This is a genomic window from Sphingomonas sp. R1 (assembly GCF_025960285.1).
Classification (GTDB): domain Bacteria; phylum Pseudomonadota; class Alphaproteobacteria; order Sphingomonadales; family Sphingomonadaceae; genus Sphingomonas.
This window is the reverse complement of sequence record NZ_CP110111.1, coordinates 2,423,825-2,438,311: the sequence shown is the minus strand read 5'-3', so window position 1 is coordinate 2,438,311 and position 14,487 is coordinate 2,423,825. Positions and strand designations below refer to the sequence as shown.

The following is a 14,487-nucleotide window of genomic DNA, read 5'->3' as shown; positions in this document are numbered from 1 at the left end:
GCCAAGGCGCATTCCGCGGCACCGGCCCGCTCCCCCGCCCGGCCACCCAACGGCACTATTCTATGGGTGGCCGGGTGGGGGAGCGGGCCGGTGCCGCCCAGAAATTCGCTCTTTCGCGAATTTCTAAACGGACGGATCAGTCCGCGAAGGGATCGCGGACGAGGATGGTGTCCTCGCGCTCGGGGCTGGTCGACACCAGCGCCACCGGGCACTGGATCAGCTCTTCCACGCGGCGGATATATTTGATCGCCTGCGCCGGCAGTTCGGCCCAGCTGCGCGCGCCAGCGGTCGATTCGGACCAGCCTTCCATCGCCTCGTAGATCGGCTCCACGGCGGCCTGGTCGGGCGCGCTGGCGGGATAATAGTCGAGCACCTCGCCGTTCAGCCGGTAGCCGGTGCAGACCTGGATCTCCTCGAAGCCGTCGAGCACGTCGAGCTTGGTCAGCGCGATGCCGGTGATGCCCGAAACCGCGACCGACTGGCGCAGCAGCACGGCGTCGAGCCAGCCGCAGCGGCGCTTGCGGCCGGTGACGGTGCCGAACTCATGGCCGCGCGTCCCGAGCCGCTCGCCCACCTCATTCTCCTGCTCGCTCGGGAACGGGCCCGATCCGACGCGGGTGGTATACGCCTTGGCGATGCCGAGCACGAAGCCGACCGCGCCCGGCCCCATGCCGCTGCCGCTCGCCGCGGTGCCCGACACGGTGTTGGACGAGGTGACGAACGGATAGGTGCCATGGTCGATGTCGAGCAGCACGCCCTGCGCGCCCTCGAACAGGATGCGGCGACCGCGCGACCGCGCCTCGTTGAGCATCTTCCACACCGGCTGGACAAAGGGCAGCACGAAGCCGGCGATGTCGCGCAGCTCGTTCAGCAGGCCCTCGCGATCGATCGGCGGCTGGCCGAAGCCGGCGCGCAGCGCATCGTGGTGCGCAGCGAGGCGATCGACCTGGGGCCCGATCGAATCGAGATTCGCAAGGTCGCACACCCGGATCGCGCGGCGGCCGACCTTATCCTCATAGGCCGGGCCGATGCCGCGGCGGGTGGTGCCGATCTTGCCGGCGCCGCTGGCGTCCTCGCGCAGCGCGTCGAGATCGCGGTGGAAGGGCAGGATCAGCGGGCAGGTATCGGCGATCTTGAGCGTGTCCGGGGTCACGTCGACACCCTGGTCGCGCAGCTTCTCGACCTCGGCCTTGAGCGCCCAGGGATCGAGCACCACGCCGTTGCCGATCACGCTCGGCGTGCCGCGGACGATGCCCGAGGGGAGGAGCGAGAGCTTGTAGACCTTTTCGCCGATCACCAGCGTATGGCCGGCATTGTGCCCGCCCTGGAAGCGGACGACCACATCGGCGCGCTCGGCGAGCCAGTCGACGATCTTGCCCTTGCCTTCGTCACCCCATTGGGCGCCGATCACTGCCACATTTGCCATGGATACACGTCCTCCGCCTGCCGGGCGGACCCTGGCCGCCCTTCGACAGGACTCGGCGGCAGGGACTGGTCAACCGGACGCATCGCCCGAAGCCGCGGGGCGAATGACGAAAGCGCGGGCCGAGGTCAAGCCTTTATCGGCGCTCAGCCGTCCAGCGCCGTCCGGATCGCGACTGCCAGCGCGGCGATGTCGAACGGTTTGGGCAGGATGTTGTCCCCGGCATGCTCTGCCGGCGCATCGGGCGCATAGCCGCTGGTGAGAAGCACCTTCAGGCCCGGCATGCGCTGCCGCACCCGGGCGGCCAGTTCGCGCCCGCTCATTTCCGGCATGACCACGTCGCTGAACAGCAGCGAGATCTTCTGCCCGCGCTCGAGCAGGCGGAGCGCCTCGATCCCGTCCCGGGCGAACACCACGCCGTAGCCAAGCTCGCGCAGCGCCTCGACGGAGAAGGTGCGCACCCGATCCTCATCCTCGACGACCAGGATGACTTCATTCGCCCGTCCGCGTGGCAGCTCGCGTTCGGTCGCCGTCGCCGCGGGGCTCGGGACCGCTTCGGGCCGCGAGGGCAGCAGCACGCACACGCAGGTGCCGCGGCCGGGCTCGCTGTCGATCGTGACGTGCCCGCCGGACTGACGGACGAAGCCGAATACCTGGCTGAGCCCCAGCCCGGTGCCCTTGCCCACGCCCTTGGTGGTGAAGAAGGGATCGAACGCCCGCGCCGCGACGTCGGCCGGCATGCCGGTGCCCGTGTCGCGGATGCGGATCTCGACATAGTCGCCGGGCGCGATCTCGTGGCGGGCGGCCTCCGTCGAGTCGATCGCGCGCTGTTCGGTCTCGATCGTCAGCGTGCCGCCCTGCGGCATCGCATCGCGACCGTTGACCGCCAGGTTGAGGACGACGTTCTCGAGCTGGTTGCGATCCGCCACCACCGGCTCCAGCTGGCGGGCAAACCAGGTCTCGATCACCACGCCTTCGCCCAGCGTGCGGACCAGCAGCTCGATCATCCCGCTCAGCATGTCGTTCACGTCGAGCGCGGTCGGCGCCAGCGGCTGGCGGCGCGAGAAGGCGAGCAGCCGCTGGGTCAGCGCCGCGGCCCTGCTGGCGCCGTCCCGCGCGGCGACGAGATAGCGCTCGATATCGGTACGGCCTTGTCCGATCCGTCGCTCCATCAGGTCGAGCGCGCCGATCACCACTGCCAGCATGTTGTTGAAATCATGCGCGATGCCGCCGGTCAACTGGCCGACTGCCTCCATCTTCTGAGCCTGGCGCAGCTGTGCTTCGGCGGCCATCAGCCGCTCGGTACGCTCGCGTACCGCAGCTTCCAGTTCCTCGCGCGAGCGGGCGAGCACCTCGCGCGCGTCGACGATCTCCTGGATGTCGGTGCAGGTGCCGAACCAGCGCACGATCCGGCCATTCTCGTCGCGCAGCGCCTGCGCGCGACCCAGTGCCCAGCGAAAGCTGCCGCGATGGTTCCGCATGCGATATTCGATGCGGTAGAGGTCGCCGGTCCGGACGCAATGTTCCCAGGTAGCCCAGGCGCGGCTCTGGTCGTCCGGATGGAGCACCGAGCTCCAGGCATCGCCGTCGGTGCTGCCCTCTGCGACGCCGGTATATTCGTACCAGCGATCATTGTAATAATCGATCAGCCCGTTGGCATCTGCCGACCAGACCATGTGATCGATCGAGTTGGTGATTGCGCGGAACTGCGCCTCGCTCTTGCGCAGCGCCAGCACCGCGTCGGCGCGTTCCACCGAATCCCAGGTCGTTTCCACCACGGTTTCGAGAAAGGCGATCTCTTCCGGGCGCCAGGTGCGGGCCCCCGCGGCGTTGGCATAGAAGGTGGCTACCCATTGCCCGCCCCGCAGCAGGGGCACGCCGATCGCGGAAGGGGAGATTCTGCTGAGCTCGCTGCCGGGGAACTCGGCGCTGCTATCGCAGACCACGACGGTGCGGCCTTCGCGATAGCTCGGGATCAACGGCGCGATTGCATCCAGCGACAGCCCAAGTTCGAAGCTCGGCAGCGTACCGTCATTCCAGCCCGGTCCGAGATGGATCTTGTCGCCGACGACGCGATAGAACCCCACGCGCGCCAGCCCAAGCTTGGCCGCGAGCTCCGCCGCGGTGAGTTCCATGATGGCGTCGGGTGTATCCAGCGCGCGCTGGCGCTCGGCCAGATTGTGGAGGAAGGACTGCGCCTCGGTCGCAGTCCGCAATTCGTCGGCCGCTTCCTGCGCCGCCTCCTCGGCGAGCTTGCGGTCGGTAATGTCGAAGGCGACTCCGGGGAAGCGGATCGGGCGCCCGTCCGCATCGAAGGTGCAGCGCCCTTGGGTGAGCAGCCAGCGCACCGCCCCGTCGCCCCGCACGACGCGGAACTCCAGCTTGAGCGGCGCGCGCTCGGCCACCGCCTGGCGCACCTCCATCGCGATGCGCGCACGATCTTCGGGGTGGATGAAGTTGAGGACGGCCTCGAAGGCGCCGCCGTACGCGACGCGGTCTGCATCGATGCCGAACAGGGCGGCAAAGCGCTCGTCGCCGCTGATCCGTCCGCTTTCCGCCGTCCAGTCCCAGGTGCCGATCCCGGTCGAGGCGTTGAGCGCGAGCTGCAGCCGCTCCTCGCTGCGCCGCAGCGCCTCCTCGGCTGCCGCGCGTTCGGTGATGTCCGCCGCAGCCACGAAGATCCCGGTGCAGGCGCCGGTTCCGTCCTTGATCGGCTGGAAGGAGAAATCGAGTACCCGCCGCTCTGCATCTGCATCGCTACGGCGCTGCAGCATCACGTCGCGATTGATCGCGCTGTACGGCTCGCCGGATCGATACACCTGGTCGAGAACAGCGCCATAACCCTGCGCGACCACCTCCGGAATGGCCTCGGCCAGCGCCCGCCCGACAACGTTTTGCCGCCCCACCAGCTCGAGATAGGCGGGATTGGCCAGGACGAAGCGATGGGCCGGCCCCTCCAGCAGCGCCACCGCACCGGGCGCCTGCTGGAAATAGTCGCGCAGCCGATCGACCTCCGCCTGGCGATCGCGTTCCGCCAGCACGGCGCGCGTGGTTTCACTCCCCTGATTGAGGATTCCCAGCACGCGCCCGTCCGCGTCCCGTATCGGCGTGAGGCTGTAGTTCCACCAGCTGTCGCGCGGCACGCCGCCGCGTTCCATGCGCAGCAACTGATCGAACGTGGCATAGCCGCGGCCGGTCTCGACCACCTGGGCCATTTGCTCGCCCACCACGTCCCAGATGTCGGCCCAGACTTCCGCACCGGGGCGGCCGAGCGACCAGGGGTGGCGGTCGGCGGGGATGTGCATCCACGCATCGTTGTACAACAGCCGAAGATCGGGGCCCCAGTAGATCGCGGTGGGGAAGCTGGAGGCGAGCGCGGTATCGACCATTACCCGCAGGGGCTCGCACCAGGCTTCCGGCTGCCCGAACGGATGGGTGGCCCAATCGAACGCGCGGATGCGTTCCGCCATTTCGCCGCCATGGTCCAAAAATCGAAGCGGCGCGGCCATGTGCAATTCGTTGATCATGGCCCGTCCCGAAGTCAATGCGACTGGGCAAAATACGTACCAAGGGGCTACGGTTCCGCCGCGTGCGAAGTTGCTCTATGGCGACCGCCGAAGGAGATGGTGTCAAATGAAACTAGCCAGCCTCAAGCAGGGCCGCGACGGCAAGCTCGTCGTCGTCTCGAACGATCTCGCCTGGTGTGCCGATGCCAGCCACATCGCCCCGACGCTCCAGGCCGCGCTCGACGATTGGGAACGGGTGGAGGGCGACCTGCGCAACCTCGCCGTCGATCTCGAGCACGAGACCATCCCGATGATGCGCTTCCACGAGCGGCAGGCGGCGGCGCCCTTGCCGCGCGCGTACCAATGGGCGGACGGATCGGCCTATGTGAACCATGTCGCGCTGGTGCGGCAGGCGCGCGGTGCCGAGCTGCCCGAGAGCTTTTGGCAGGATCCGCTGATGTACCAGGGCGGATCGGACGGGTTTCTCGGCCCGCGCGACGCGATCCCGCTCAAGGACGAAAGCTGGGGCTGCGACCTGGAGGCGGAGGTCGTGGTGGTCACCGGTGACGTGCCGCTGGGCGCCACGCGCGAAGAGGCGCTGGCGGCGGTGCGGCTGGTCGGCCTCACCAACGACGTGAGCTTGCGCAACCTGATTCCGGGCGAACTGGCCAAGGGCTTCGGCTTCTTCCAGTCCAAGCCGGCCAGCGCCTTCTCGCCGGTGTTCGTCACGCCCGACGCGCTGGGGGATTGGTGGCAGGAGGGCAAGCTCCACCGCACGCTGATGGTCGAGCTCAACGGCAAGCCCTTTGGCCGGGTCGACGCGGGCGAGGACATGACCTTCGATTTCGGCACGCTGATCGCCCATGCGGCGAAGACGCGGGCACTGGGGGCGGGCACGATCCTCGGCTCGGGCACCGTTTCCAACCGCGACGCGGATGGCGGCCCCGGCAAGCCGATCGGCGAGGGCGGCAAGGGCTATTGCTGCCTCGCCGAGGTCCGCACCGTCGAGACGATCCTGCGGGGTGCGGCCGAGACGCCGTTCCTCAAGGCCGGCGACACGATCCGCATCTGGGCGGAGGACGACAAGCATCACCCGATCTTCGGCACGATCGAGCAGACGGTGGTCGCGGGATGATCGCGGACCGGCGCGGTGCCCTAGCGGCGCTGCGCCGGCAGGGCGGCTGGGCAGGGCGCGGCCGTCAGCCGATAGCTGGCGAAAGGCTGTTCCTTGCCCGCGGCGTCCCGCGCGATGATCGTCCAGTCGAGCCCCTGTGCCGAGCGCTGCCAGCGATTGACGAACGTGTCGCTGCCGAAGCGGTAGCGCATCTCGAACCGCTCGGCCTGTGCCTCGCCTTCGCCAGGCGCTGCGAAGGCCCCGCCGAAGCTATCCGCCCAATAGCCGGTCAGCACCGGTCGCCCCTCCTTCGGTGGCAGCCAGCCGAAGACCAGGTGCGCGGCGTAGCGATCGGTGGGATCGGCATTGGCGACGCTGGTCGTGTCGAGGGCGATCATCGCGCCCAGCGCGGTCGGTTCGGCGCGGAGCGTGAGCGTGACGGGCTTGCCCATCACCGTCCCGCTTCCGTGCCAGCAGCCTTGGAGCGCCTGCAACGCGGCGGGCGGCGGCGCATCGGTCTGCGCCTGAGCGGCGGATGCGAGCAGCAGGCCGGATGCGGCAATCAGAAGATGGTTCAGCATGGTCCCCCGAAGATCGATGCGGTTGCGTAGCGGTGTTCGGCGTCAGTGGAAATCGTGCGACTTGATCGGGATGATGTCCTCGCGCCGCGACGGCCAGCTCTCGGGGGTGCGCTGCTTCGGATAGGCGTGCGCGGGATCCGTGGCGCGGGTGACCTTGCGGTCGCGCGAATCGATCGTGCCGCCATGCGTTGCGCCGTCGCCGGGCATCGTCATCCGCGGCAGGTCGATCGCGCCGACGCTGCGCAGCAGATCGGTCAGGTCGGTGATCGTCTCGGCGATCAGGTGCAGCACCTCGCCCTCGCGCTGGAGCCGCCCGCGCACGGAAATCATCGGCGCCGCGAGGATGATCGGGCGGTAGAGCGCGAAGCGTGCCGGCCAGACGATCGCATTGGCGATGCCGGTCTCGTCCTCCAGCGTCAGGAAGATGCTCTTGGCGCTGCCCGGCTTCTGGCGGACGAGCACGATCCCGGCCACCTCCACCCGTGCGCCGTCCTTGAGCGCCTTGAGGTCGCCGCACGGCCGGATCCGCCGCGCCGCCAGCGTGCCGCGCAGGAAATGGAGCGGGTGCGCGCGCAGGCTCAGCTGGGTTGCGCGGTAATCCTCGACCACTTCGCGCCCGGCGGTGAGCGGGGTGAGGGTCACTGCCGGCTCGGCGGCCTGGATCGGCCCCTCGATCCCCGCGAACAGCGGCAGCGGCGCCTGGTCGAGCGCCTTGATCGCCCAGAGCGCCTGGCGGCGATCCTGCCCAAAGGCGCGGAAGCCATCGGCACGCGCGAGCTTCTCCAGCGCGGCGGGGGAGACGCGGGCGCGGCGCCACACATCCTCGATCGAGGTGAAGGGGCGTTCCGCGCGGGCGGCGAGGATCGCGTCGGCATCGCGCGCGGACAGCCCCTGCACCACCCGCATGCCGAGGCGGAGGGGCAATAATTCCTCCCCGGAACGGGGAGGGGGACCGCTCGCCGCAGGCGAGGGGTGGAGGGGCCGCGCCGAAGGCGCGGTAGTGCCACGCCGTCCGGGATCACCGCCGCGTGCCGCGGCGGCCCCTCCACCATGTGCTGGCGCCCATGGTTCCCCTCCCCGTTCCGGGGAGGATCTTAGCGCCCCCAGCACCCGCGTGTCCCACCCACTGTCGTTGACGCACACCGCGTGCACCTCGACGCCGTGCTCGCGCGCGTCGCGGACGATCTGTGCCGGGGCGTAGAACCCCATGGGCTGGGCGTTGAGCAGCGCCGCGCAGAAGATGTCGGGATGGTGGCACTTCATCCAGCTGGACGCATAGGCGATCTTGGCGAAGCTGGCCGCGTGGCTCTCCGGAAAGCCATAGCTGCCGAAACCCTCGATCTGCTTGAAGGTCCGCTCGGCAAAGTCCTGGGTGTAGCCCTTTTCCAGCATCCCGCTGATCATCTTCTCCTTGAAATGCGTGACGCCGCCGGTCGACTTGAACGTCGCCATCGCGCGGCGCAGCGCATCGGCCTCGGCCGGTTTGAAGCCCGCGCCGACGATCGCGACCTTCATCGCCTGCTCCTGGAACAGCGGCACGCCGAAGGTCTTCTCCAGCACGTCCTTCAGTTCCTCGCTCGGATACTCGACCACCTCCTTGCCCTCGCGCCGCCGCAGATAGGGGTGCACCATGTCGCCCTGGATCGGCCCCGGCCGCACGATCGCGACCTGGATGACGAGGTCGTAGAATTCGCGTGGTCGCAGCCGCGGCAGCATCGACATCTGTGCGCGGCTCTCGATCTGGAAGGTGCCGAGCGTGTCCGCCTTCCGGATCATCGCGAAGGTGGCGGGATCGTCCTCCTGCATCTTGTCCGAGGCAAGCGTGAGCTTCACCCCCTTGTGCTGCTCGAGCAGATCGAACGCGCGCCGCATGCAGCCAAGCATGCCGAGCCCGAGAATATCGACCTTCATCAGGCCGAGCGTCTCGATATCGTCCTTCTCCCATTCGATCACCCGCCGGTCGACCATCGCGGCCGGCTCGATCGGCACGATCTCGTCCAGGTTCGCCTGCGCCAGCACGAAGCCGCCGGGATGCTGCGAGCGGTGACGCGGCGTGCCGATCAGCTGGCGGGCAAGGTCGAGCGTCAGCGCGAGGCGCGGCTCGCTGGCGTCGAGGTTGAGTGCCGCGGCATCGGCCTCGCTCACCCCTTCGTTCGACCAGCCCCAGACCTGCCCGGCCAGCCCGGCGGTAACATCCTCGGGCAGCCCCAGCGCCTTGCCCACCTCGCGCACCGCCCCCCTGGTACGATAGCGACTGACCACCGCGGTGAGTGCGGCATGGCGCGCACCATAGGTCTCGTAGATCCACTGGATCACTTCCTCGCGCCGCTCATGCTCGAAATCGACGTCGATATCGGGGGGCTCGTCGCGATCCTCGGAAATGAATCGCTCGAACAGCAGCTTGTGCACCACCGGATCGATCGAGGTGACGCCGAGCAGGAAGCAGATCAGCGAATTGGCCGCACTGCCGCGCCCCTGGCACAGGATCTCCTGCGCGCGGGCGAAGCGGACGATCGAATGGACGGTGAGGAAATAGGGCGCGTAGCCGAACTTCTCGACCAGCCGCAGCTCCTTCTCGAGCAGCTCGGCATAAGCGGGCGGCGGTCCCTCGGGAAACTTCGCGGCAAGCGCATCGCGGGCGAGCTTGGCCAGCGCTTCCTGCGGGCTGCGGCCGGACATCACCACTTCGTCCGGATAGCGATAGAGTGTGCCGAGCTCGCGGGGATTGAAACTGCACCGCTCGACCACCGCCTCCACCGCCTGCAGCGCATCGGGCCAGGCGGCGAAGCGGCGCGCCATTTCGTGCGGGGGCTTCAGATGCCGATCGGCGCTGCGGGCGCGACGGAATCCGAGATCGTCGACCGTCGTGGTGTGGCGGATCGCGGTCATCACATCGTGCAGCATCCGCCGGTCGGGATGATGGTAGAGCACGTCGCCCGTGGCGAGCGGAGTCAGCCCATGCGCCGCGGCGGCCTGCGCCAGGCCATGGAGCCGCACCGCCTCCTGCGGCCTGCGATGGCGGGTGAGCGTGACATGGCCGCGATTCCCGAACACATCCGCCATCCAGCGCAGCGCCGCGGGGTCGCCGCTGTCCGCCATGCCGGGCACCAGCGCGGCGACGAGGCCGTCGGCATGCCCCGCGACATCCTCCCAATGGAGGAAGCACTGCCCCTTCTCGCCATGCTGCGCGTCCGCCCGCGCCTTGCCGATGCTGAGCAGCCGGGTGAGCCGTGACCAGGCGGCGAGATCCTCGGGCCAGACCAGCACGCCGCTGCCGTCGGTCAGGTCCAGCCGGCAGCCGGTGACCAGCCGCACCCCGGTCTCCTCCGCCGCGACCAGCCCGCGGACGATCCCGCCGACGCTGTTGTGATCGGTGATGCCGAGTGCAGGCATGCCGTACGCCGCCGCCGCCTCGAACAGCTCGGAGGGCGCGGATGCGCCGCGCAGGAAGGAATAGTGGCTGGTGACCTGGAGCTCGCTGTACATGGGCGTCACCCGAACAGGCCGTGGAGGTACCAGCTGAGATCGCCGGTCACTTGGCGCTCGCCATCCCCCTGGCGGAACAGCCAGTAGCGGCGGCCGCGCTCGTCCTCGACGCGGAAATAGTCGCGCGTGGCATGCGTCTCGGTCGCGCGCTTCCACCATTCGCCATGGATGCGCTCGGGCCCGTCGGCATGGACCACCTCGTGCCGCTCGCCCCGCCAGGTGAAGCGGCGCGGCGGCTGGTCGGGGAGGGCTGCGACGACATGGTCGAGCCGTTCCGGCCGGCGGAGCAGGCGGATCGGGCGCGGCCAGTCGGGGTGCCAGGGCGGCAGCGGGGCGTTCCGATCGAGCTGGCGGACATCGTCGACCTTCATCGGCGCGGCCTCGCGCTCGGGCGGATCGAGCGGCGGAAGCGCGGCGGCCGAGCGTTCGGGCACGTCGCTTTCCACCGGCCGCATCCGCCACAGCCGCGCCATGCCGATCCGCGTCGCCAGCGTGTCGATCAAGGGCGCGAGATCGGGCACCGTCTCGGCATCGAGCCGCTCGTCGACCGGTAGCGCGCCCAGCGGTTCGCTGCGCAGCAAATGCAGCGTCATCGCGTCGAGGCCATAGCCGGGCTCGATCTGGTCGATGCGCCGCGCGAGCAGGCGGAGCAGGTGCGCCGGATCGCGGCTGGCGCGGGCAAGGCCGATGCCGATCCGCTGGGGCACGCCGTCCACCCGGTCGGCGACCAGCCCGATGCGGCGCGCGCCCTGGCCGGCTTCGGCCAGCGCTTCGGCGAGGCGGTGGACGAGATCGCCGAGCCAGTGGGCGATCGCCTCGGGGGTGGCGATCGGCTCGGCGAAGCGCTGGGTGACGGCGATCGGCTCGGGCGGGGTGACCGGGGTGACCGGCTCGGGAATACGGCCCAGCGCCTGGTCGAGCCGCGCGGCGATCGTGGTGCCGAAACGGCGGACCAGCGGCGCGCGGGGGAGCGCGGCGAGCTGGCCGATGCTGTCGACGCCGAGCCGGTGGAGCAGGTCGATCGCATCCCCCTCCAGCCGCAGCGCTTCTACTGGGAGGGGGGCGAGCCAGGCGACATGCTCGCCGGGGGGGCAAAGCAGCAGCGTCTCGGGCCGGAAGCGGGCGAAGGCCCAGGCGGCGCCGGGGGTGTCGGCCACCGCGATCCTGGCGGCGAAGCCCAGCCGGGCGAGCAGCGCGTGCAGGCGATGCAGCATGCGTGCCTCGCCGCCATGGAGATGGGCGACGCCGGTCAGGTCGAGGAACAGCAGGTCCTCGCCGGCAAGCGTGACGCTCGGCGACCAGCGCCGCGCGAGGCTGTGCGCCAGCCGTTCGAGATCGGCGCGGTCGCCTTCCGGGTCGGCGGGGTCGACGCGGAGCTCGGGCACCAGCGCGCGCGCCTGGGTGCACGCCATGCCGATGCGGATGCCCACGGTCATCGCGGCCGGGCAGGCGGCGGCGACTTCGCTGCGGCTGCCGGTGCGGCGGGAGAGGACACGGGGGGTGTTTACCCGCTCTTCGTCATCCCGGCGGAAGCCGGGATCCATTGCCTTCTCCGTCGAAGAAGAAGCCGAGACCGCCAGGAGACTGGATCCCGGCTTTCGCCGGGATGACGGTTGCGGGGGCGGGGCGGGCGCAGCAACGGCAGGCGTCACATCGCGCGCCGCTAGCGGCAACCGCGCCACCCCGCCTGCCATCGCCCCGCCCTCGTCAGGCCGCATCCGCTTGAAGGCATGGTCCGCCGCCTCGCTGCGCCGACCGAGTTCGCGCATCGGCGGCCGCTGGTGCGGCGGCAGCGCGGCGATCGCGGCATCGCGCGCGGCCCGCGCCCAGCGCGCACCCGGCCGCCAGCCGCCGCCGCGCTGGACGGAGCAGGCAGCCTCCTGCTCGGCAGCGGCGAGCGCTTGGACGGAAACGAGGTGCTCGTCGCCTGCGCTCCCCTCCCGCTCGCGGGAGGGGTTGGGGGAGGGACTGACGTGGAAGAAGCGCTGTACCCTTTCAGCCCCTCCCCCGACCCCTCCCGCAAGCGGAAGGGGAGCGCAGGTGGTTGTGGAATCCGCCATCTTGCCGTCAGCACATCCCGTAGGGGGAAGGCAGACAGAAGGCACATCGTCCTTGGCGTGCGCCCGGCCCCGCTCAGGCGGCAGCGCGCGCCGCTCGGCCCGCCGCACGCGGTCGAGCGACCAGTGGGGCAGGAAGAGCGCAGCGACCCGTTGCATCGCAGGCCTCCACCAAGAGTTGGAACGATTCCCCCCCACGTTGCCGCGCCAGCGACAATTCCCAGCGCGGCCGCCCGACCCCCTCCACCGGCAGCGGCGCCGAGGGCGCGCAGCCGATCCGCCAGCGCGTCACCGCCGCAGACGGTGCCCCCAGCGGATCGCTCCCCTCACGGGCATGGCGCTTGAGCAGCAGCGCGATGGTGCGGCCCCCCTCGGCTACCAGTTGCAGCCGCCGCGTCGCGGGCATGCCGAGCCGCTTTACCTCACCGATCACCGCGCCGAGCCCGCGATGGCGCAAGCCTTCCTCCATGATCGCGAGCAGCTCGTCGTCGTCGCGCGCCTCGGCATAGATCACCCGCTTGGGATCGAGCCCGACCTGCGATAGCCCGGGGGCGAACAGGTCGCGCCGCCGCACCACCCACAGCACCGGCCCCCAGCAGCGCGCGGCGATCCCGCCGAGAAAGGTGGTGGCGGCGCAATCGTCGGTCAGGTCGGGCGTGGCGCCCGCTATTTCGTGCAGTGCATCGAGCCGCAGTCCCCCGTCCGCCAGCTTCGAATCCAGCGGCTCCAGCCCGAACGGCAGCACCGGGCGCCGACGGAATCCGGTGCCGTCGATGGCGCTGAGCATTGCGCGCAACTGGTCGAGAGTGGCAGGATCGGGCACGGGCGACTCGCTCGGGGTTGATGACAGGTCCGACTCGTTCGTTCCTATTTTGTTCCAATTGGCATGGGAGTCAATCGGACTCCGTGTCCCAAATTTTTAGGCCAGCCCTGCTGCCCCATCTCGACAGGCACGTTGAAATTTTATAACAGCCTTGCGCAATTCGAGTTCGTGCGTTGTCCGTGGCGACACGGCCGTATCTGATGGAGAGACCATGACGGTGGACGCCCCGCGCGCCAACCTGCCGCCGCTATCGCTGCATGTGCCCGAGCCGCGCTTTCGCCCCGGCGACGAGGCCGATTTCAGCGACCTTTCGATCCCGCCCGCCGGCGCCGCGCGCCGTCCGGACACCGCCGAGCCGGCCGATCGATTCCACGAACTCGCCTATGGCCTGGTCCGCGTTCTCGACGACGCCGGCAACGCCGTCGGCCCCTGGGATCCGCGGCTCGACCCGCAAGCCAAGCGCAAAATGCTGCGCAGCATGGCGCTCACCCGCGCCTTTGACGAGCGGATGTTCCGCGCGCAGCGCCAGGGCAAGACCAGCTTCTACATGAAATCGACCGGCGAGGAGGCGGTGTCGGTCTCGGCAGCCCTTGCCATGGCCGGCGACGACATGTGCTTTCCCAGCTATCGCCAGCAGGGCATCCTGATCACCCGCGGCTATCCGCTGGTCGAGATGATGAACCAGATCTACTCCAACCGGAGCGATCCGCTGCAGGGCCGGCAGCTGCCGATCATGTATTCGTCCAAGGAGACCGGCTTCTTCTCGATCTCCGGCAACCTCGCCACGCAGTACCCGCAAGCGGTGGGCTGGGCGATGGCGAGCGCGGCGCGCGGCGACACCCGCATCGCCGCGACCTGGTGCGGCGAAGGATCGACCGCGGAAGGCGACTTCCACTCGGCACTGACCTTCGCGACCGTCTACCGCGCGCCGGTGATCTTCAACGTCGTCAACAACCAGTGGGCGATCTCGAGCTTTTCGGGCTTCGCGGGTGCCGAGGCGACCACCTTCGCGGCGCGCGCGATCGGCTATGGCATCGCCGGGCTGCGCGTCGACGGCAATGATGCGCTGGCGGTCTATGCCGCCACCCAATGGGCGGCCGAGCGCGCGCGGACCAACCAGGGCCCGACGTTGATCGAGCATTTCACCTATCGCGCCGAGGGCCACTCCACCTCGGACGATCCCAGCGCCTATCGCTCGGCCGGCGAGCCCAATGCCTGGCCGCTCGGCGATCCGATCCGGCGCCTCAAGGACCATCTGATCGGCCTCGGCGAATGGGACGAGGAACGCCAGGCGGCGATGGACCTCGAGCTCGCCGAGACGGTGAAGCGTGCGCAGAAGGACGCCGAGAAGAACGGCATCCTCGGCCACGGCATGCACCAGCCGTTCGAAACCATGTTCGAGGGCGTGTTCGAAGAGATGCCCTGGCACCTGAAGGAACAGAGCGACCAGATGATCGCCGAGCGCAAGGCGGCCGGGATATGAGCGGCGCCCCCCGG

The 14,487-nt window shown here is 69.6% G+C and carries 8 protein-coding genes; 2 read left to right on the top strand and 6 right to left on the bottom strand.

The features are described 5' to 3' along the window. Positions 1–136: 136 nt before the first annotated feature. On the bottom strand, positions 137–1,426 hold the full coding sequence (locus tag OIM94_RS11630) for an adenylosuccinate synthase (RefSeq protein WP_264606890.1): 1,290 nt from the start codon (positions 1,424–1,426) through the stop codon (positions 137–139). 143 nt (positions 1,427–1,569) lie between these two features. After that, complete coding sequence (locus tag OIM94_RS11625) at positions 1,570–4,950, bottom strand: PAS domain-containing protein (RefSeq protein WP_264606889.1); 3,381 nt, start codon at positions 4,948–4,950, stop codon at positions 1,570–1,572. Between the two features lie 106 nt (positions 4,951–5,056). On the opposite strand from OIM94_RS11625, the gene OIM94_RS11620 reads away from it, so the two are divergent. After that, the gene (locus tag OIM94_RS11620; RefSeq protein ID WP_264606888.1) at positions 5,057–6,064 is read left to right on the top strand and encodes a fumarylacetoacetate hydrolase family protein; all 1,008 of its coding nucleotides are present in this window, start codon (positions 5,057–5,059) and stop codon (positions 6,062–6,064) included. 20 nt (positions 6,065–6,084) lie between these two features. On the opposite strand, the gene OIM94_RS11615 is transcribed toward OIM94_RS11620, so the two are convergent. From OIM94_RS11615 to OIM94_RS11600, 4 genes are read right to left on the bottom strand one after another with little or no spacing between them, the layout of a single operon-like run. Beyond that, positions 6,085–6,624, bottom strand: a complete 540-nt coding sequence (locus tag OIM94_RS11615) for a hypothetical protein (protein ID WP_264606887.1) — start codon at positions 6,622–6,624, stop codon at positions 6,085–6,087. A gap of 42 nt (positions 6,625–6,666) precedes the next feature. Continuing rightward, on the bottom strand, positions 6,667–10,110 hold the full coding sequence (locus tag OIM94_RS11610) for an error-prone DNA polymerase (RefSeq protein ID WP_264606886.1): 3,444 nt from the start codon (positions 10,108–10,110) through the stop codon (positions 6,667–6,669). 5 nt (positions 10,111–10,115) lie between these two features. Then, positions 10,116–12,326, bottom strand: coding sequence for a Y-family DNA polymerase (locus OIM94_RS11605; RefSeq protein ID WP_264606885.1), 2,211 nt, complete (start codon positions 12,324–12,326; stop codon positions 10,116–10,118). Further along, positions 12,244–12,954 (bottom strand): ImuA family protein, encoded by a 711-nt coding sequence (locus tag OIM94_RS11600; RefSeq protein ID WP_264609893.1) that lies wholly within the window; start codon positions 12,952–12,954, stop codon positions 12,244–12,246. The genes OIM94_RS11605 and OIM94_RS11600 overlap by 83 nt, the downstream gene beginning before the upstream one ends. Before the next feature lie 247 nt (positions 12,955–13,201). On the opposite strand from OIM94_RS11600, the gene OIM94_RS11595 reads away from it, so the two are divergent. Then, entirely contained in the window at positions 13,202–14,473 is a 1,272-nt protein-coding gene (locus OIM94_RS11595; protein WP_264606884.1) for a 3-methyl-2-oxobutanoate dehydrogenase (2-methylpropanoyl-transferring) subunit alpha, read from the top strand. Positions 14,474–14,487 lie beyond the last annotated feature (14 nt).

Bases quoted from the DNA above. Each gene is read 5' to 3' on its own strand.
- OIM94_RS11615 (WP_264606887.1), bottom strand. From the start codon at position 6,624: ATGCTGAACCATCTTCTGATTGCCGCATCCGGCCTGCTGCTCGCATCC.
- OIM94_RS11610 (WP_264606886.1), bottom strand. From the start codon at position 10,110: ATGTACAGCGAGCTCCAGGTCACCAGCCACTATTCCTTCCTGCGCGGC.
- OIM94_RS11595 (WP_264606884.1), top strand. From the start codon at position 13,202: ATGACGGTGGACGCCCCGCGCGCCAACCTGCCGCCGCTATCGCTGCAT.
- OIM94_RS11630 (WP_264606890.1), bottom strand. From the start codon at position 1,426: ATGGCAAATGTGGCAGTGATCGGCGCCCAATGGGGTGACGAAGGCAAG.
- OIM94_RS11605 (WP_264606885.1), bottom strand. From the start codon at position 12,326: ATGCAACGGGTCGCTGCGCTCTTCCTGCCCCACTGGTCGCTCGACCGC.
- OIM94_RS11620 (WP_264606888.1), top strand. From the start codon at position 5,057: ATGAAACTAGCCAGCCTCAAGCAGGGCCGCGACGGCAAGCTCGTCGTC.
- OIM94_RS11600 (WP_264609893.1), bottom strand. From the start codon at position 12,954: ATGCTCAGCGCCATCGACGGCACCGGATTCCGTCGGCGCCCGGTGCTG.
- OIM94_RS11625 (WP_264606889.1), bottom strand. From the start codon at position 4,950: ATGATCAACGAATTGCACATGGCCGCGCCGCTTCGATTTTTGGACCAT.